The sequence below is a fragment of the Pseudonocardia sp. Ae717_Ps2 genome (genome assembly GCF_001932475.1).
In the GTDB taxonomy this organism is placed as follows: Bacteria; Actinomycetota; Actinomycetes; order Mycobacteriales; family Pseudonocardiaceae; genus Pseudonocardia.
The window spans coordinates 1,170,214-1,187,227 of the sequence record NZ_MCIS01000001.1 but is presented as its reverse complement, the minus strand read 5'-3'; the positions used below and the strand labels follow the sequence as shown (position 1 = coordinate 1,187,227).

At 74.2% G+C, this 17,014-nt stretch carries 15 protein-coding genes; 5 read left to right on the top strand and 10 right to left on the bottom strand.

Annotated features, from left to right (window positions below):
* Nucleotide 1: 1 nt before the first annotated feature.
* The 7 genes from Ae717Ps2_RS05710 to Ae717Ps2_RS05680 form a co-directional block, all read right to left on the bottom strand.
* Nucleotides 2-436, bottom strand: a complete 435-nt coding sequence (locus Ae717Ps2_RS05710) for a Na(+)/H(+) antiporter subunit C (RefSeq protein WP_043276360.1) — start codon at nucleotides 434-436, stop codon at nucleotides 2-4.
* 20 nt (nucleotides 437-456) lie between these two features.
* Nucleotides 457-1,041, bottom strand: a complete 585-nt coding sequence (locus tag Ae717Ps2_RS05705) for an MnhB domain-containing protein (protein ID WP_020622060.1) — start codon at nucleotides 1,039-1,041, stop codon at nucleotides 457-459.
* Nucleotides 1,038-3,410 (bottom strand): hydrogen gas-evolving membrane-bound hydrogenase subunit E, encoded by a 2,373-nt coding sequence (gene mbhE, locus Ae717Ps2_RS05700; protein WP_233147463.1) that lies wholly within the window; start codon nucleotides 3,408-3,410, stop codon nucleotides 1,038-1,040. Before mbhE ends, Ae717Ps2_RS05705 begins: the two co-directional genes overlap by 4 nt.
* A 173-nt stretch (nucleotides 3,411-3,583) precedes the next feature.
* Nucleotides 3,584-4,018: a GNAT family N-acetyltransferase gene (locus tag Ae717Ps2_RS05695; RefSeq protein WP_083696296.1), complete on the bottom strand. Its 435-nt coding sequence runs from the start codon at nucleotides 4,016-4,018 to the stop codon at nucleotides 3,584-3,586.
* 61 nt (nucleotides 4,019-4,079) lie between these two features.
* Nucleotides 4,080-5,300 carry a cytochrome P450 gene (locus tag Ae717Ps2_RS05690; RefSeq protein WP_233147462.1) on the bottom strand — a complete coding sequence of 407 codons (1,221 nt, stop codon included), beginning with the start codon at nucleotides 5,298-5,300 and terminating at the stop codon, nucleotides 4,080-4,082.
* Between the two features lie 53 nt (nucleotides 5,301-5,353).
* Nucleotides 5,354-6,574 (bottom strand): MFS transporter, encoded by a 1,221-nt coding sequence (locus tag Ae717Ps2_RS05685; RefSeq protein WP_198932142.1) that lies wholly within the window; start codon nucleotides 6,572-6,574, stop codon nucleotides 5,354-5,356.
* An 89-nt stretch (nucleotides 6,575-6,663) separates the two neighbouring features.
* Nucleotides 6,664-8,814, bottom strand: coding sequence for a malate synthase G (locus Ae717Ps2_RS05680; RefSeq protein ID WP_075307672.1), 2,151 nt, complete (start codon nucleotides 8,812-8,814; stop codon nucleotides 6,664-6,666).
* A 175-nt stretch (nucleotides 8,815-8,989) separates the two neighbouring features.
* Here Ae717Ps2_RS05680 and Ae717Ps2_RS05675 point away from each other — a divergent pair, with 175 nt between their 5' ends.
* Genes Ae717Ps2_RS05675 through Ae717Ps2_RS05665 form a run of 3 tightly spaced genes read left to right on the top strand, consistent with a single transcriptional unit; the run spans nucleotide 8,990 to nucleotide 13,042 of the window.
* A complete protein-coding gene (locus Ae717Ps2_RS05675) occupies nucleotides 8,990-10,444 on the top strand; it encodes an FAD-binding oxidoreductase (RefSeq protein ID WP_020622066.1) in 1,455 nt (484 codons plus the stop codon).
* 56 nt (nucleotides 10,445-10,500) lie between these two features.
* Entirely contained in the window at nucleotides 10,501-11,646 is a 1,146-nt protein-coding gene (locus tag Ae717Ps2_RS05670) for an FAD-binding oxidoreductase (protein WP_075334183.1), read from the top strand.
* Between the two features lie 7 nt (nucleotides 11,647-11,653).
* Nucleotides 11,654-13,042 carry a (Fe-S)-binding protein gene (locus tag Ae717Ps2_RS05665; RefSeq protein ID WP_075307674.1) on the top strand — a complete coding sequence of 463 codons (1,389 nt, stop codon included), beginning with the start codon at nucleotides 11,654-11,656 and terminating at the stop codon, nucleotides 13,040-13,042.
* Between the two features lie 24 nt (nucleotides 13,043-13,066).
* Here Ae717Ps2_RS05665 and Ae717Ps2_RS05660 read toward each other — a convergent pair whose 3' ends face one another.
* On the bottom strand, nucleotides 13,067-13,951 hold the full coding sequence (locus Ae717Ps2_RS05660) for a LysR family transcriptional regulator (protein ID WP_075307676.1): 885 nt from the start codon (nucleotides 13,949-13,951) through the stop codon (nucleotides 13,067-13,069).
* A 98-nt stretch (nucleotides 13,952-14,049) separates the two neighbouring features.
* On the opposite strand from Ae717Ps2_RS05660, the gene Ae717Ps2_RS05655 reads away from it, so the two are divergent.
* A complete protein-coding gene (locus tag Ae717Ps2_RS05655) occupies nucleotides 14,050-14,940 on the top strand; it encodes an LLM class flavin-dependent oxidoreductase (protein WP_075333105.1) in 891 nt (296 codons plus the stop codon).
* Between the two features lie 11 nt (nucleotides 14,941-14,951).
* Here the strand turns inward: Ae717Ps2_RS05655 and Ae717Ps2_RS05650 are convergent, their stop codons facing one another.
* Nucleotides 14,952-15,308 (bottom strand): hypothetical protein, encoded by a 357-nt coding sequence (locus Ae717Ps2_RS05650; RefSeq protein ID WP_020622070.1) that lies wholly within the window; start codon nucleotides 15,306-15,308, stop codon nucleotides 14,952-14,954.
* A gap of 315 nt (nucleotides 15,309-15,623) precedes the next feature.
* Here Ae717Ps2_RS05650 and Ae717Ps2_RS05645 point away from each other — a divergent pair, with 315 nt between their 5' ends.
* Nucleotides 15,624-15,848 (top strand): hypothetical protein, encoded by a 225-nt coding sequence (locus Ae717Ps2_RS05645; RefSeq protein WP_020622071.1) that lies wholly within the window; start codon nucleotides 15,624-15,626, stop codon nucleotides 15,846-15,848.
* An 81-nt stretch (nucleotides 15,849-15,929) separates the two neighbouring features.
* Here Ae717Ps2_RS05645 and Ae717Ps2_RS05640 read toward each other — a convergent pair whose 3' ends face one another.
* Entirely contained in the window at nucleotides 15,930-16,931 is a 1,002-nt protein-coding gene (locus Ae717Ps2_RS05640) for a thiamine-phosphate kinase (protein WP_083695683.1), read from the bottom strand.
* Between the last annotated feature and the right edge of the window lie 83 nt (nucleotides 16,932-17,014).

The following is a 17,014-nucleotide window of genomic DNA, read 5'->3' as shown; positions in this document are numbered from 1 at the left end:
GTCACTTGCGGCCCTCCTCGAGCTCGTGGGAGTCGGCGGTGTCCTCGGGCTCGGCGTCGGTCTCGTCCGCGGTGCCCTCCTCCATCGCGCCCTTGGGCTTCTGCCGGTCGGCGATGCGGCGGTCCTCCACGTCGTCCTGCACCTCGTCGTGCCCGACGAGCACCCAGGAGCGGTAGCCCAGCGCCAGCAGCAGCGTGGTCAGGGCGAAGGTGATGACGATGGCGGTCAGCGCCAGCGCCTGCGGGAGCGGGTCGGCGATCTGCTCGGGGAGCACCGCGTCGAGGATCGGGGCCCGCCCGGGCGGTCCGCCGGAGACCTGCAGCAGCAGGTTCGCGCCGTGCCCGAGCACCACGATGCCGATCAGGATGCGCATCAGCGACCGCTGCATCAGCAGGTAGAAACCGACCGAGTACAGCACCGCGAGCACGATCGCCATGCTCAGGTTGATGGTGGTGTTCACCTCGGGCCACCCCCGCGCGGGAGGTCCTCGCCCGCCTCGCGGGCGTCGCGGGCGATGCCGGACCCGAGCGAGCGCAGCAGGTCGAGCACCACGCCGATGATCAGCAGGTAGACGCCGACGTCGAGCAGCAGGCTGCTCACGATGTCGAGGTAGCCGAACGGACCGAAGGTGATCGTCCACTTGACCGAGGCGAGCACCGGGTCGCCCCAGGCCACCGGGGCCAGCGCGGTGAGCACCGCGATGATCAGTCCGGTGCCGACCAGCACGGGCGGGCGGATCCGGAACCGGGAGCCCAGGTTGTCGTCGCCGCCTGCGATGTGGCGCAGCACGAACGCGAGCCCGGCGACCAGGCCGCCGGAGAACCCGCCGCCGGGACCGTAGTGGCCCTCCAGCAGCAGGAACACCGAGAACACCAGCACCACCGGGAACAGCAGCCGGGCCGCGGACTCCAGCACCAGGGTCCGCTCGCGGACGTCCGGGCAGGTGCCGGTGAGCATCCATCGGCCGCTGGGCTGGTCCATCCTGGCCCAGCTCTCGGCGTCCCCGGCCGGGGACGCGGGCTTCTCCTGCGAGGTCGTCATCCGAGCACCTCCTTCTCGTGCTTGGGCGATCCCGAGCCGCTGCGCACGACCTTGCCGTTCTGCCTCTTGTCGTACCGGGTCGCGAGCACCAGGCTCGCGGTGCCGGACGCGCAGATCAGCAGCACGGTGATCTCGCCGACCGTGTCGAGTGCGCGGAAGTCGACCAGGATCGCGCTGATCAGGTTGGTCGCGCCGGCCTCCGGTGCGCCCGCGATGAACGGCTCCGTGGTGGCGGGCGGCAGGGTGCGGGCCCCCGAGAGCATCACGGCCATCCCGGCGACGAGCAGGCCGCCGACCGCGGCGACCGCGGCCTTGGGGCCCCGGACGCGGCGCTCGGTGTCCGGCTCGTCGAAGTGGGCGGGCAGGCGTCGCAGCACGAAGACGAACGCGACCAGGGTGAGCGTCTCGACCAGGAACTGGGCGAGTGCCAGGTCGGGGGCGCCGTCGATGACGAACAGGCCGCCGATGCCGTAGCCGACGGCACCGACCAGCAGCACCGCGGTGAACCGGCGGTGCGCCAGGCAGAGCGCGATCGCCGCGATGATCACCATCAGTCCGACCGGGACCTGCATGATCGAGTGGTACGGGGCCTGGTCGGTCGGCCACGTCCCGGTGACGGCGATGACCGGGCCGGGCAGCGCGATCAGGGTCGCGAGGATGCAGCCGAGGTAGACCGGCAGCGACCCGATCTGGAGCCGGCCGGTGACCGCGATCGCCGAGCGCTCCAGCCCCGTCACGACGGCCTCGTACCCCCGCTGCGCCGACACGTGCGGCACCGAGAGGTGCCCGGTCAGGGGCTGCCCGTAGCGGTGCAGGAGGAGTCCGCCGACCAGCGCGACCCCGGTGAACAGCAGCGGCAGCCCCGGGGTGTGCCACAGGGCCAGCTCGTAGCGGGCGGCGTAGGCGTCGCCGACCGGGGGCAGCGACGCGGCATAGGAGGCGGCGAGCTGCTGGACCAGCGGCGCGGCGAACCCGGCCGCGATCCCGGTCAGCGCGCACAGCCAGGCCGGGCCGGACAGGCCGAGCGGGACCGGGTCGCCACCGGTGGGGTGCAGCCCCTTGGTGGAGAACGCCCCCCACAGGAACCGTGCGGTGTAGGCGACGGTCAGCAGCGAGCCCGCGACGAGGCCGATCGCGGTGATCCAGCCACGGACGCCGCCCTCGAGCACGAACGCCTCGAACGCGGCCTCCTTGCCGACGAAGCCGAGCATCGGCGGGAGCCCCGCCATCGACAGCCCGGCGAGCGTGGTGACGACGGCCAGACCGCGCCGGCGGCGTCCGAGCCCGCACAGCTCCCGCAGGTCACGGGTGCCGCAGGCCTTGTCGATCGCCCCGACCACCATGAACAGCGGCGCCTTGAACAGGCCGTGCGCCAGCAGCATCGCGATGCCGGCGAGACCGGCGACCCGCGAGCCGGACCCGAACAGCACCATGAGGAACCCGAGCTGGGAGACGGTGCCGAAGGCCAGCAGCCGCTTGAGGTCGGTCTGGCGCATCGCGCGCCAGCCGCCCAGCACCATCGTCGCGAGACCGAGCACCATGACCGGTGCCCACCACACGGGGTGCACCGAGAACGCGGGCCCGAGCCGCGCGACGAGCACGACCCCGGCCTTCACCATCGACGCCGCGTGCAGGTACGCCGAGATCGGCGTCGGGGCGGCCATCGCGTACGGCAGCCACGGGTGGAACGGCAGCTGCGCGGACTTGGTCAGCGCACCGAGCAGGATCAGCACCAGCGAGACCGAGAGCGCGACCGGGCTGTCGGGGGCGAGCGTGCCGGAGGTCGCGGCCGCGGTGATCTCCGGGATCGAGTAGGTGCCGGCCAGCTGGCCCAGCAGCACGATCCCGAGCAGCATCGCCAGCCCGCCGAAGACGGTGACGACGAGCGCCTGCACCGCGGCACGCCGGTTCTCCCGGTACTGGCCGCCCTGTCCGACGAGCAGGAACGACGTCAGCGACGTCAGCTCCCAGAACACGTAGAGGGTCAGCAGGTCGTCGGCCAGGACGAGGCCGAGCATCATCCCGGCGAAGGCGACCAGCAGCGCCGCGGAGCGGGCCGCGTCGGTGGAGCGCGGCCCGAAGTACCAGGCCGCGTAGATCATGATCAGCGCTCCGACGCCGGAGACGAGCACGATCATCGCGATCGCGAGCGCGTCCATCCGCAGGCTCAGCGTCAGCCCCAGCTCGGGGGCCCACTCGATGCGGTCGGTCACCCCGCCGGAGAGCGCGGTCGAGGCCTGCGCCGTCGTCCACACGAGAGTGGCGGCGAGCAGGGCGGCGCCTGCGCCGAACGCCAGCCGCCGGTGGTACCGGGCGAGTGCGGGCAGGCACAGCGCCAGGACGAGATGGGCGGCCACGACGGCGAGCACCGACACCTCCTGGGGTCACGGGGTCGTTCGGACCAGCGGTTCCGCTCACGTCACGGCCGGACACGGGGAGCGCCGGAAGAGGCCGCCGCACGCTCACCGGAGGGGACGCGGCGACGACGCCGAGGTCATCCTATCGGCGCAACCGGACGTTTCGCCCGTGACCGTACCGAGGCTCACCCCGGCAGCGGTTTGGCGAAGCACCGGGAGCGGGGGTCGTTCCGGTACACACCGAATCTGCTGGTCCGACGGTATCCGCTGCTCTCGTACAGCGCGATCGCAGCGGACTGGGGGTCACCCGTCTCGAGGATCATCCGACGACGCCCGGCGGCGGCCGCCGCGCGCTCCAGCGCGACGAGCACCGTCCGGGCGTGTCCCCGACCGCGGGCGGCGGGCTCGACGTACATCCGCTTCAGCTCGGCGTCGCCGTCGCGGCGCGCGGGGTCGGCCGGGTCGGCGTCCACGGCGCGCCACGCCCCGGTGGCGACGGGGACGCCGTCCTCGTAGCCGACGAGGAACAACCCGGACGGGGCGCGGAAGTCGGCCGGGACGACGGGCGTGACGTCACCGTCGCCGTAGACCTCGCCGTAGAACGCCTGCAGCCGCCGCATCAGCGGCGTGACGTCCGGATGGTCGATCCCGGACACCCTCAGTTCGAGCTCCCCCACACCCTCATGATCGGTCCCAGGTGACCGGCAGCGCGCGCAGGCCCCCGGTGAGCACGTCCGTGCGCAGCTCCAGCTCGGAGCGCGGCACGGCCAGGCGCAGCGACGGGAACCGGGCGGGCAGCGCCCGGAACACCTCGGTCAGCTCGACCCGGGCCAGGCTCGCGCCCACGCAGAAGTACGGCCCGTGTCCGAACGCGAGGTGCGTCGGCTTCCGGGTGACGTCGATGTCCTCGGCCCCGTCGAAGTGGCGCGGATCCCGGTTCGCGGCACCGAGCGCGAGCAGGATCGCGTCGCCCGTACGGATGTGCACCCCGGCGATGTCGATGTCGGCGTGGGCGTAGCGCGGGATGCCGCCGTTGCCCCCGCCGGGCACGGCCAGCCGCAGGACCTCCTCGACCGCGCCCGCGGCCCGCTCCGGGTCCGCGGCGAGCGCCGCCCACTCCCCCGGCCGGTCCAGCAGCAGGACGGTGCCGGTGTCGATCCGCCCGACCGTCGTCTCGTGCCCGGCGAACAGCAGGCCGGCGCCGAGCGCGGCGAGCCGGTCGCGCTGCTCCGGCGCCGAGCCGAGCGCGGCGAAGTCGGAGAGCACGTCCTCCCCCGGCTCGTCGTCCTTGCGATCGATCAGGCCGCGGACGTAGGCGAACAACGCCTGCGCCGCGGCCTCGGCGCGGGGCCGGTCGTGGAGCAGCCCGAGCTCGCCGGACCAGCGACGGAACTCCTCGCGGTCGTCGAAGGGGACGCCGAGCAGCTCGCAGATGACCAGCACCGGCAGGGGGAAGGAGAACAGCTCGTGCAGGTCGCAGCCGGGCCCGGCGGCCTCGACGACGTCGAGCCGGCTGTGCACCAGCTCGGCGACGTGGTCGGACAGCCTGCGCATCCGCCGCGCCGAGAACGCGGGCGCGAGCAACTTGCGCATGGCGGTGTGGTTGCTCCGCTCGGTCTCCGGTGAGTCGCCGCTGGGCCCACCGAAGATCATCGAGTCGGAGATGCGCGCGGCCCGCTCCGGCGCGGGATGGCTGCGGCCGAGCCGGTCGTCGGCGAACAGGGCACGGGCCTCGTCGTAGCCGGTGACCAGCCACGCGACATCGCCGGCCGGGGTCCGGACCGGGGTGATCGGGGACCGGTCCCGCAGGTGGTCGAACTGCGGCGGGAGGTCGAGGACGTCGTGGCGCGGGAACGGCAGGCGCGGCAGGTCCGTGGCGTCGGAATCCGTGGTGGTGGTCACCCGCCCGACGCTACGAGCGCGGGCCGGCACCCGCCTCCGCCCGGAGGTGGACATCAGGTGGATCCGCGGCCGGCCGCATGATCCGCTCCGCGCGCGCGGAGCGGATCAGCCGCGGGGACCGGCTCCGCCACCCGGTGGGCTCCGGCCCACACCAGGACCAGGCAGAGCGCCTGCACCCCGGCGACGACGAGCAGCAGCACCGGGTACCCCGCGACCCCGGTCAGGGCCGAGAGCAGCATCGGCAGCAGGAACCCGAGGTAGGTCAGCGAGTAGAACACCGCGGTGAGCCCGGCCAGGTGCTCCGGCGCGGCGATCCGCTGGACCTCCTGCAGCCCGGACAGCAGCACGAACCCGTAACCGGCACCGAGCAGCGCGGCCGCGACGAACGCCACCGGGATGCTGCGCCCGGCGGCGCCGAACGCCGCCACGACCGTCCCGGCGACGACGAGCGCGAGCCCGATCCGGGTGGCGGCCAGCGGCGAGCGGGCGTCGACGGCGCGGGCGGCGGACTGGGCGAGGAACCCGCAGCCCAGGGTGACGGCGGTGAGCAGGGTCGCGTCGAGCAGCCCGTAGCCGCCGAGGACGTCGCCGAGCGCGGTCGGCTGCACCGCGAACGACAGCGCGGCGGCGCCGAACACCCAGGGCGCGGCGGGCAGCACCAGCCACCGGAAGCGCGGATGGGCGGCGGCGGGCACCCGCAGGTCGCGCAGCCAGGACCGGGAGCGGCCCGGCTCGACCGTCTCCGGGGCGGCCACGAGCCACCAGGTGACGGGGACCATGAGCACGATGTGCACCAGGTAGGGCAGCTCCATCGGCAGCGGCGCGAACTGCGCGAGCAGCCCGCCGACCAGCGGGCCGAGGCCGAACCCCGCGGTGAGCGCGAGTGCGGCCCGCCGCGCACCCTCACCCTCGCCGGACAGCTCCTTGACCCAGGTCGTCGCCACCGCCATAGCGACGCCGATGCACAGGCCGAACAGCAGCCGTCCGATGTAGAGGAGGGGCTCGGAGAACGCCCCCAGCGCGATGACGGCACTGGCCGGGATCGAGGCGGCCGTGGCGGGCAGCAGCACCCGGCGCCGCCCCCAGCGGTCCGACGCAGGTCCGCCGACGAGCAGACCCGGGGCGAGACCGAGCACGTAGACGCCGAAGAACGCGGCGACCACGGTCGCCGAGTAGTGGCCCTGCTCGCGGTACATGACCATCAGCGGGCTGAACTGGTTGGCGCCGTAGCCGACGCCGAACAGCACCAGCGCGGGCCGCATCCACGGCTTCACGATCCTCGTCCTCCCTGATCACGACGACGCCCCCGGGAACGCGTCCCGGGGGCGTCGTCGTCGACGGTGGTGGTGACGGTGATGCGACCTCAGGCCGCGGCCTTGGCCCGCTGACGCCAGCGGGTGAGCGTCCGCTCGGTGTAGCCGTTCGGCTCGGTCGCCCCGCTGAACACCAGCTCCAGCGCCGCCTGGAACGACTCGCTGGACTCCAGGTCCTTGGCCATCGCGGGGTAGCCGTCCTCGCCGGCGTTCTGCTCGTCGACGACGGCGGCCATCCGGGCGAAGGTGTCGCGCACGACCGCCTCGTCGACGACGCCGTGCCGGAGCCAGTTCGCGACCAGCTGGGCGGAGATCCGCAGGGTGGCGCGGTCCTCCATCAGCCCCACGCCCTCCAGGTCCGGCACGGTGGAGCAGCCGATGCCCATCCCGACCCAGCGCACCACGTAGCCGAGGATCGACTGGGCGTTGGTCTCCAGCTCGTGGGTCACGGCGTCAGCCGGGAGCGAGGACGCGTCGGTCACCGGCACCTCCAGCAGTCTGCGCCGGTCGGCGGTGGTGCGGGACGCGATCTCGTCCTGCACCGCGTGCACGTCGACGCGCAGGTAGTGCAGCGCGTGCAGGGTCGCGGCGGTCGGCGAGGGCACCCAGGCGCAGTTCGCACCGGCCTTCGGGTGGCCGATCTTCTGCTCGATCATCTCGGCCATCGCGGCGGGCTTGGCCCACATGCCCTTGCCGACCTGCGCGGTGTGCGCGAACCCGGCGGCGAGCGCGACGTCGACGTTGCGGTCCTCGTAGGTCTTCAGCCAGGTGGTCGACTTCATGTCGCCCTTGCGCAGCACCGGGCCCGCGGCGAAGCAGGTGTGGATCTCGTCGCCGGTCCGGTCGAGGAAGCCGGTGTTGACGAAGATGACCCGGTTCGCGGCCTCGGCGATGCAGGCGGAGAGGTTGACCGAGGTCCGCTTCTCCTCGTCCATGATGCCGATCTTGAGGGTGTTCGGCTGCAGTCCGAGGGCCTCCTCGACGGCGCTGAACAGCTCGACGGTGAGCGCGACCTCCTCGGGCCCGTGCTGCTTGGGCTTGACGATGTAGACGCTGCCCGCGCGGGAGTTGGTGTGCGGGCCCTTGCCCTGCAGGTCGTAGAGCCCGGCGACGGCCGAGACCAGTGCGTCGAGGACGCCCTCGGCGATCTCGCCGCCGTCGGCGGTGCGCACGGCGTTCGTGGTCATGTGGTGGCCGCAGTTGCGGACCAGCATGAGCGACCGTCCGGGCAGGGTGAGGGCGGAGCCGTCGGCCGCGGTGTACTCGCGGTCCGGGTTGACCCGGCGGATGACGGTCTTCCCGCCCTTGCGGAACTCGGCGGTCAGGTCGCCGCGCAGCAGCCCGAGCCAGGTGCGGTAGGCCAGGGCCTTGTCCTCGCCGTCGACGGTCGCGACCGAGTCCTCGAGGTCGACGATCGTGGTGACCGCGGACTCGAGCACGACGTCGGCGACGTCGGCGTGGTGCTGGGTGCCGACCTGGGTGGTCGGGTCGATCGTGATCTCCAGGTGCAGCCCGTTGCGGGTCAGCAGGACGGCGCCGCGACCGTCGCCGTCGACCGGGCGGAAGCCGGCGAACTGCGCGGGGTCGGCGAGCCCGACCGTGCCGTTCGCGGCGGTGTCGACGACGAGCCCGTCGGTCGACGGCCGGTAGGCGGTGGCGTCGGCGTGGCTGCCCTTCGCGAGCGGGAACAGCTCGTCGAGCAGCTCGTCGGCGGCGGTGATGACCTGCGCGCCGCGGCGCTCGTCGTAGCCGGGGGCGAGCTCGTGGTCCTGCGGCAGCGCGTCGGTGCCGTAGAAGGCGTCGAACAGCGAGCCCCAGCGCGCGTTGGCGGCGTTGAGCGCGTAGCGGGGCACGGTGGAGGGCACGACCAGCTGCGGGCCGGGGATCTCGGCGATCTCCGGGTCGACCCGGTCGACGTCGATGGTCGGGGACCGTTCCGGGAGCAGGTAGCCGAGGTCGGTGAGGAACTTCTCGTAGTCCTCGACCGAGCCGGTGCCGTGCTCGCGGTGCCACTCGTCGATGCGTGCCTGGATCTCGTCGCGACGGGCCAGTGCGTCGGCGATCTTGGGAGCGAAGCGTTCCTGGAGCCGCGCGAGGGTCGCCCAGAAGTCGTCCGCCGTGAGGTCGACGTCGGACAGGAGCTCGCCCTCGACGAAGGACCTCAGGTGCTCGTCGACCTGCAGGCCGGCGGTGTCGGCCATCTGTGACCACCCTCTCCGTGTGGATGTCGGAACTGGTCGTATTTCTACCAGTGGATTATCTTTTCCGCATCACGGAAGTGATGCGGACCCTGTCCGTGACGTCGAACAGGCGTGGCGTCACCGTGTCGACGTACCCTCCCGTGAGCCCCGCCACGCGCAGCAAGGGAGTCCAGCGATGCCTCTGGCCCGCTCGATCCACGACGAGTTCGTCGCCCTCCTGGGCGCCGCGGACGTGCTCGACGACCCCGTCCGGACCCGGACCTACGAGTGCGACGGCCTGACCGGCAGCCGGGTCGTCCCCGAGCTCGTCCTGCTGCCCCGCACCGCCGACGACGTCGCCGGGTGCGTACGGATCTGCGCCCGGCACCGGATCCCGTTCGTCGCCCGCGGCGCCGGTACCGGCCTGTCCGGCGGCGCGCTGCCGGTGGCCGAGGGCGTCGTCATCGGGCTGAACCGGCTCAACCGGGTGCTCGAGGTCGACCCGGAGAACCGGCGCGCGGTGCTGGAGCCCGGCGTCACCAACCTGGAGATCACCGCGGCCGCGTCGCCCCACGGGCTCTACTACGCCCCGGACCCGTCGAGCCAGCAGGTGTGCACGATCGGCGGCAACGTCGCGGAGAACTCCGGCGGCGCGCACTGCCTGAAGTACGGCTTCACCACCAACCACGTGCTGTCGATGGAGGTCGTGCTCCCCGACGGCGAGGTCGTGACCCTGGGGTCGGACTCGATGGAGCAGTCCGGGCCCGACCTGCGCGGGGTGTTCCTGGGGTCGGAGGGCACCCTCGGGATCGTCACGAAGGTGACCGTGCGGCTGCTGCGCACCCCCGAGGTCATGCGCACGCTGCTGGCGGACTTCCCGTCCGTGTCGGCGGGGGGCCAGGTGGTCTCCGACATCGTGGCGGCCGGGATCGTCCCCGCCGCGGTCGAGATGATGGACGCGCTGGCGATCGAGGCCGCCGAGGGCGCCACCGGCGCCGGCTACTCGCTCGACACCCCGGCCGCGCTCGTCGTCGAGCTCGACGGCACCGTCGAGGAGTGCGAGGAGCAGTTCGCGCTGGTCAAGGAGATCTGCGACCGGCACGGCTGCACCCGGCTGCACATCGCGGGATCGCCGGAGGAGCGGGCGAACATCTGGCGCGGCCGCAAGGCGGCGTTCGCCGCGGTCGGCCGGATCTCGCCGGACTACATCGTCCAGGACGGCGTGGTCCCCCGGACCCGGCTCGCCGAGATCCTCGAACGGATCGACGAGATGGGCTCCGAGGCCGGGCTGCGCGTCGCGAACGTGTTCCACGCCGGCGACGGCAACCTGCACCCGCTGGTCCTGTTCTCCGCCGCGGAGGGCCAGACCGACGAGGCCGAGCACCTGTCGGCGCGGATCGCGGAGCTGTGCGTCGAGATGGGCGGGTCGCTGTCGGGCGAGCACGGCATCGGCACCGACAAGGCCTGTTCGATGCCGCGGATGTTCGGCGAGGACGACCTGGCCGTCATGCGCCGCATCCGCGACGGCTTCGACCCCGACCACATCTGCAACCCCGGCAAGCTCCTGCCGACCCCGCGGCTGTGCGGCGAGAAGCCGGGGCGCTACCGCCCGCACCCGCTGGAGGAGGCGGGCCTGATCGAACGGCTGTGACCCGCCCGGCCGACCTGTCCGACCGACCCGCACGCGACCCGGAAGGGCCCGACGACATGACACGCGCCGCTCCCACCACGCTGCGCCCCACCTCGGCCAAGGAGGTCCGGGACGCCGTCCTGGACACCCCCGGCCGTCTCGCGATCGCCGGCGCCGGCACCGCCGCCGGCTGGGCAGGACGCGCGGACGACGACGTCGCCGCGACGCTCGACCTCTCCGGGCTGTCCGGGGTGATCCACCACAACCCCGGCGACATGACCGTCTCGGTGCACGCCGGGACCCCGGTGCTCGCGCTGCAGGAGCAGCTGGCCGAGCACGGCCAGCGCCTCGCGTTCGACGCCGCCCGGGTCGCCCGCGGCGCCACCGTCGGCGGGCTGCTCGCCACCGCCGACGCCGGCCCGTCCGCCCTGGTCTGGGGCGGTCTGCGGGACCTGGTCATCGGCACCACCTCGGTACTCGCGGACGGCACGATGGTCCGCTCCGGCGGGCACGTCATCAAGAACGTCGCCGGCTACGACATGGCCAAGCTCCTGCACGGCTCCCACGGCACCTTCGGCCCGGTGGTCGAGGTCGTCCTGCGGCTGCACCCGGTCCCGAAGGCGGTCGCCTGCGTGGCTGTCGACGGCCCGGTGGCCGAGGCCGCGTCGCGGGTACTGGAGCTGATGGCCAGCCCGCTGGAGCCGATCGCCGTCGAGTGGGTCTCCGGTGACCCGGGACGTCTGCTGGTCCGGCTGGAGGGCGGGGCCGGGACCCTGCCGGCGCGGGTGGAGCGGCTGCGCGAGCTCCTCGGCGCCGACGCAAGGGAGGTGGGTCCGGACGCGTGGGACGCGCACGCGTCGCTGACCGACGGCCCGCACGCCGGCGGCGACGCCGACCGGCCCGCCCGCGACGGCGCCGTCGTCCGGATCGGGTGCGCCCCGACCCGGCTGGCGCCGCTGGTGGAGCAGCTTCCCGCCACCGCCGTCACGGCCGGGCTCGCGACCGGCGTCGCGACCGTCACCGTGCCGGGGGCCGCCGTGACCGAGGTGCACGACGCCGTCGCCGCGGTCGGCGGCACGAGCATGCTGCGCGACCGCCCCGAGGCGCTGGACGCCCCGGCGTGGGGCCCCGCGCCGTCCGCGCTCGCGCTGCTGAAGGCGATCAAGAACCAGCTCGACCCCGAGGCCCGGTTCGCCGCCGGTCGCTTCGCCCCCTGGATGTGAGGCACGCATGACGAGCACCCACGAGCCCGCAGGCACCCCCGCCGGAGCGGCCGAGACCAAGATCCCGCAGCAGGGGCCGAGCGCGTTCGACCCGGTCCACCCGCCCCAGCGCGAGCTGCTCGACGACTGCGTGCACTGCGGCTTCTGCCTGCCGACCTGCCCCACCTACGTGCTGTGGGGCGAGGAGATGGACTCCCCGCGCGGCCGGATCCTGCTGATGGACCTGGCCGAGAAGGGCGACATCACCCTCGACGGCCCGTTCACCGAGCACATCGACAACTGTCTGGGCTGCATGGCGTGCGTGACCGCCTGCCCGTCCGGGGTGCAGTACGACAAGCTCCTGGAGTCGGTGCGCCCGCAGATCGAGCGCAACGTGCCCCGCAGCGCGTCGGACAAGCTGTTCCGCGACGCGATCTTCGCCCTGTTCCCCTACAAGCGACGGCTGCGCGCCGCCGCCCTGCCCGGCGCGCTCTACCAGCAGCTGCGCAAGGTCCCCGCGATCCGCAGGCTCGCCGAGAAGCTGCCCGGCCAGCTCGCGGCGATGGAGTCGCTGCTGCCGCCGGTCTCGGTGCGCGAGGCGTTCGCGCGGCTCCCGGTGCACACCCCGGCCGTCGGCACCCGCCGGGCCCGGGTCGCGCTACTCACCGGATGTGTGCAGGACGTGTTCTTCCACCGGGTCAACGAGGCCACCGTGCGGGTGCTCTCCGCCGAGGGCTGCGACGTCCTCGTCCCCCGCGACCAGCAGTGCTGCGGCGCGCTGGAGGTGCACGCCGGGCGCGAGGAGTCCGCCCTGGACCGGGCCCGGCGCACCATCGCCCGGTTCGAGACCCTCGACGTCGACGCGGTCGTCACCAACGTCGCGGGCTGCGGCTCGTCGATGAAGGACTACGGCCATCTGCTCGCCGACGACCCGGAGTGGAAGGACCGCGCCGCCGCCTTCTCGGCGCGCTGCCGCGACGTGCACGAGGTGCTCGCGGACCTGTACTCCCGCGACGACGACGGCGGCCCCCGTGCCCCGCGCACGCCGGTCCCCGGCCGGGTCGCCTACCACGACGCCTGCCACCTCGGGCACGCCCAGGGTGTGCGCAGCCAGCCCCGCGAGGTGCTGCGGACCATCCCGGAGCTGGAGCTGGTCGACATCGCCGAGGCGTCGCTGTGCTGCGGCTCGGCGGGCATCTACAACATGGTCAAGCCGGACGCGGCCGCCGACCTGGGCGTGCGGAAGGCGGAGAAGATCCGGGAGGCGAGGCCCGACGTCGTGGTGACCGCCAACCCGGGCTGCCTGCTGCAGATCGGGAAGTACCTGCCGAGCGACGACGTCGCCGACGTCCCGCTGCTGCACCCGGTGCAGCTGCTCGACGCGAGCATCCGCGGGGCGGGCGTCCCCCGGCGCTGACGCGGCGCCGGACCCGATGCCCCGTCAGGCCGACGCCAGATCGGTGAGGTCGGCGTCGCGGAACGCGTCCACGACCGCGGCGAGGCAGCCCGGGGTCGTCGACGACGGCGCGACCACCGACCCGGTGACCGTCACCGGTGGGTCGAGCGGGATCTCACGCACCCGCGACGCCCCGGACGCGGCGGCCCGCCCGGCGGGTAGCAGCGTCCACCCGGTGGGATCGGCCCCCATCTCCGCGACGACGGCCTCACCCACCCCGACCGGCCGGCCCATCCGGGCCCCGGACGGGGCGACCATCCGGGCGAGGGCGTCGTGCCAGGGCGGGTCGGTGTCCCGGCACGGCGGTCGGAACGGCCCGGCCGCGGCCAGCGCCGACAGCCGCACCGAGGACCGGCGCACCAGCGGGTGCCGGTCGGACACGACCGCGTGCAGCTGCTCGCTCCACGCCGGGCGCACCACCAGGCCGGATCCCGAGGGCTCCCCCCGGGCCACCGCGAGGTCCAGGAGGCCGTCGGCCACCGCCGACAGCCGCTCGGGCACCGGCAGGTCGAACAGCTGGACCTCGAGATCCGGGGAGCACTCCTGCAGCCGGCGCAGCGCCAGCTCCAGACGACCGGTGAGCCCGGGCGCGGTGCCGACGCGGATCCGGGTCGCCGGCGCGTCCACGACCGCACGCACCCGCTCCGCCGCCGCCAGCGCCTCCCGCGCCGCGGCCAGCACCCGGTGCCCGGCGGGGGTGAGCCGGACGTGGCGCGAGGACCGGTCCAACAGCCGGGTCCCGAGCTCGCGTTCGAGCCGGGCCACCTGTTGGCTCACCGCGGGCTGCACGATGTGCAGCCGCTCGGCGGCCCGGCCGAAGTGCAGCTCCTCGGCCACCGTCACGAAGTAGCGCAAACCGCGCAGTTCCATCCCACACCCTCCCCGACCTCTGTCGATCACGAACGCCGATCGCTGTGCGGGTTGTTCCGGTCTGGTTCCCCGGGCCCGGCGCGGCTGCACTGGAGAGCATGCGGATCGGAACCCTGAACCTCACCCCCGACGGCCCTGCCGCCGTCCGGGAGACCGTGCTCGACGCGGGCCGCCGGGGCCTGGACGCGGTCTGGGCCAACCAGATGCCCGGCAGCTGGGACCCGTTGACCCTGCTCGCCGCGGCGGAGCCGGGTACCGGGCCCGCCGAGCTCGGCACCGCGGTCACCCTGACCGGTCCCCGGCACCCCGTCGCGCTCGCCGCCCAGGCGCTGACCACGCAGGCGGCCCTCGACGGCCGGCTGACGCTCGGGGTGGGCCCGGGCCACGCCCCCTACCTCACCGGTGAGCTGGGGCTGCCGTTCGACGCGCCCGCCGCCCGGACGCGGGAGTACCTGGAGGTGCTGATCCCGCTGCTGCACGGGGAGCGGGTGACCCACCGGGGCCGGTTCCTCGACGTCGACACACAGCTCACGTTGCCGCGGCCGGTGCCGGCGCCGCGGGTGCTGCTGTCGGCCCTCGGTCCCCGGATGCTGGAGATCGCCGGGGAGCTGGCCGACGGCACCGTCGTGACCTGGGTCCGCCCGGACTTCGTGCGCGACCACCTGCGGCCCGCGCTCCCGGACACCGCTCGCATCGTGGTCTCCGTGGTGGTGGGTGTGACCACCGACCCGGACCGGATGCTGGATTCGGTCGCGCAGGACTTCGCCGCCGTCGGGACGCTGCCCAGCTACCGGGCGCTGCTGGACCGCAGCGGGCTCCGCGGGCCGGAGGAGACGGTGGTGGCCGGATCGGAGGAGCTCCTGGCGCGGGAGTTCGCCCGGTTCGCCGAGGCCGGCGCGACCGACCTCGTGGTGCTCGACCTGAACCCCGAGGGCCGATCGGCGCTCGACGTGGCGGCCACCCTGTCGTCCTCGCACGTCACCGCCTGACGCCGCCCCGTTCAGGAGGGGCCCCGCCGGGTGCGGCCCTCCGGGCGCCGGTGCGACCGGCGCCATGCCGTGGCGCCGGCCGTCCGGGTACGTCCGGGCGCCCCGCCGGCGGGGACCGGGGACCCGGTGTCGCCGCCGGCCGGGCGGGAGCCTCCGGCAGTGCGGGAGCCGCTTGCAGGTCGGGAGCCGTCGTCCGGTCGCCGGTGCAGCGCCCGCAGCTCCGCACGCAGCGCGACGATGTCCCACTTGCGGGCGGTGTGTTCCCGCTCCAGCCGTTCCAGCCGCCGGTGGGCCAGCACGAGCAGCACGCCGGCGGCGATCCATCCCGCCAGGGCGGCCCACGCCACCACCGCCACCAGCCCCGACACACCCGCTCCGTCCACTCGTCCCGCCTGCTCGGCATTCACCGTAGCGAGCACCCGGGTGCCCGACGGCCCGCCCGGTGAGCCACCGCACACGTCTCCGGCACACGTCACGTCGGTACCCTGGGCGGGCAGGCACCGCCGCCCCGCGCTCCCCTTCCCGGGCCCCGCGGTGGCCCGTCACGAATGCGGCACGCGCGGAGGGACCCCGGCCCCGGCGGGCACGGGACCCGGCGATGTACCCCGCCCGAGACCGTGAGGAGGCCGGAGATGCAGCAGTTGGTCGGTAACGATCGAGCCACCGCGAGCGATGGAACGGCCGTGGAGGAGACGACCGTGCACCCCGAGAAGACCCCGTCGCCCGATGCGCGCCACTTCCCGCAGACCCTGGTCGCGATGGACCCGCCCACCCTCCCGGCGGCCCACCTGACCCCGCCGCCCGCGGAGTTCCGGCAGTTCCCGGCCCCGCAGCGGTCGGTCCCCGGTCACCCCAGCCTGCGCAACCGGCTGCGCCGGGCGCTGCTGTTCTGGCGCCGCGGCGCCTGAGCCCCGATCTTCCGGCGGCCCGGTCCCTCACCGAGGGGCCGGGCCGCCGTCGTGTGCGCGTGCCGCGGTCGGTGGCCGCGGTCAGTAGCGGGTGAAGTGGGCCCAGCCGGCGTCGCCGTCGTAGGGGCGGCCGTCGACGGTGACCGCGGGGCCCTCGGCGTCCGCTGCCTCGACGGCCCCGACCTCGGTCCAGCCCTCGGGCAACGGCATGTCGGCGGGGAAGGTCGCCGCGAGCGCGTGGTCCTCACCGCCGGTCAGGACCCAGCGCAGCGGATCCAGGCCCAACGCGGACGCGATCTCGGCCAGCCGCGCAGGCACCGTGAACGCCCGCGACCGCAGCCGCAGCGTCACCCCCGAGGCCCGCGCGACGTGCGCCATGTCGGCCAGCAGGCCGTCCGAGACGTCGATCATGGACGTGGCGCCGGCGTCGGCGGCCTGCGGACCCGCGGAGTAGGGCGGTTCCGGGACCCGGTGCGCGTCGACCAGCACCGCCGGGGACCGGAACCCACGCCCGAGCACCGCCAGCCCGGCCGCGGACCAGCCCAGCCGCCCGCAGACCGCCACCCGGTCGCCCGGCCGCGCGCCGGAGCGCAGCACCGGCGCGCGGCCCTGCAGGTCCCCCAGTGCCGTCACCGAGACCACGATCACCGGCGCCGAGGTCAGGTCGCCCCCGACGAGCCCGGCCCCGGTCGAGCGGGCCTCGGCCCACAGCCCGTCGGCCAGCTGCTCGAGCTGCGCCGCGGGCGTCGACGAGGGGCACGCCAGCCCCACCAGCAGCGACGTGGGCACCGCCCCCATCGCGGCGATGTCGGCGAGGTTCGCGGCCGCGGCCTTGCGTCCGACCTGCTCGGGGCTCGACCAGTCGAGCCGGAAGTGCACACCTTCCACGAGCACGTCGGTGCAGGCGACGACCCGCCCGTCGGCCGCGGTGACGACGGCCGAGTCGTCACCGGGACCGAGCTCCGTCGTAGCCGGTTGGACACGGTCCGTGGTGACCCGGTCGATCAGGGCGAACTCACCGACCTCCCGGAGTGAGACACCGGTCTCGGAACCGCCCTCGGGCGTGATCGCGGATGGGGACACGGGGGCGGCCTCCGGTAGGTTCTGCGTCCGACATTCCTGCCGTCAACCATCCGGCAGGTCGGCAGTTACCGGAAAGGGGCACG

Bases quoted from the DNA above. Each gene is read 5' to 3' on its own strand.
- Ae717Ps2_RS05675 (WP_020622066.1), top strand. From the start codon at position 8,990: ATGCCTCTGGCCCGCTCGATCCACGACGAGTTCGTCGCCCTCCTGGGC.
- Ae717Ps2_RS05705 (WP_020622060.1), bottom strand. From the start codon at position 1,041: ATGACGACCTCGCAGGAGAAGCCCGCGTCCCCGGCCGGGGACGCCGAG.
- Ae717Ps2_RS05680 (WP_075307672.1), bottom strand. From the start codon at position 8,814: ATGGCCGACACCGCCGGCCTGCAGGTCGACGAGCACCTGAGGTCCTTC.
- Ae717Ps2_RS05670 (WP_075334183.1), top strand. From the start codon at position 10,501: ATGACACGCGCCGCTCCCACCACGCTGCGCCCCACCTCGGCCAAGGAG.
- Ae717Ps2_RS05695 (WP_083696296.1), bottom strand. From the start codon at position 4,018: ATGCGGCGGCTGCAGGCGTTCTACGGCGAGGTCTACGGCGACGGTGAC.
- Ae717Ps2_RS05655 (WP_075333105.1), top strand. From the start codon at position 14,050: ATGCGGATCGGAACCCTGAACCTCACCCCCGACGGCCCTGCCGCCGTC.
- Ae717Ps2_RS05710 (WP_043276360.1), bottom strand. From the start codon at position 436: ATGGCGATCGTGCTCGCGGTGCTGTACTCGGTCGGTTTCTACCTGCTG.
- Ae717Ps2_RS05665 (WP_075307674.1), top strand. From the start codon at position 11,654: ATGACGAGCACCCACGAGCCCGCAGGCACCCCCGCCGGAGCGGCCGAG.
- Ae717Ps2_RS05660 (WP_075307676.1), bottom strand. From the start codon at position 13,951: ATGGAACTGCGCGGTTTGCGCTACTTCGTGACGGTGGCCGAGGAGCTG.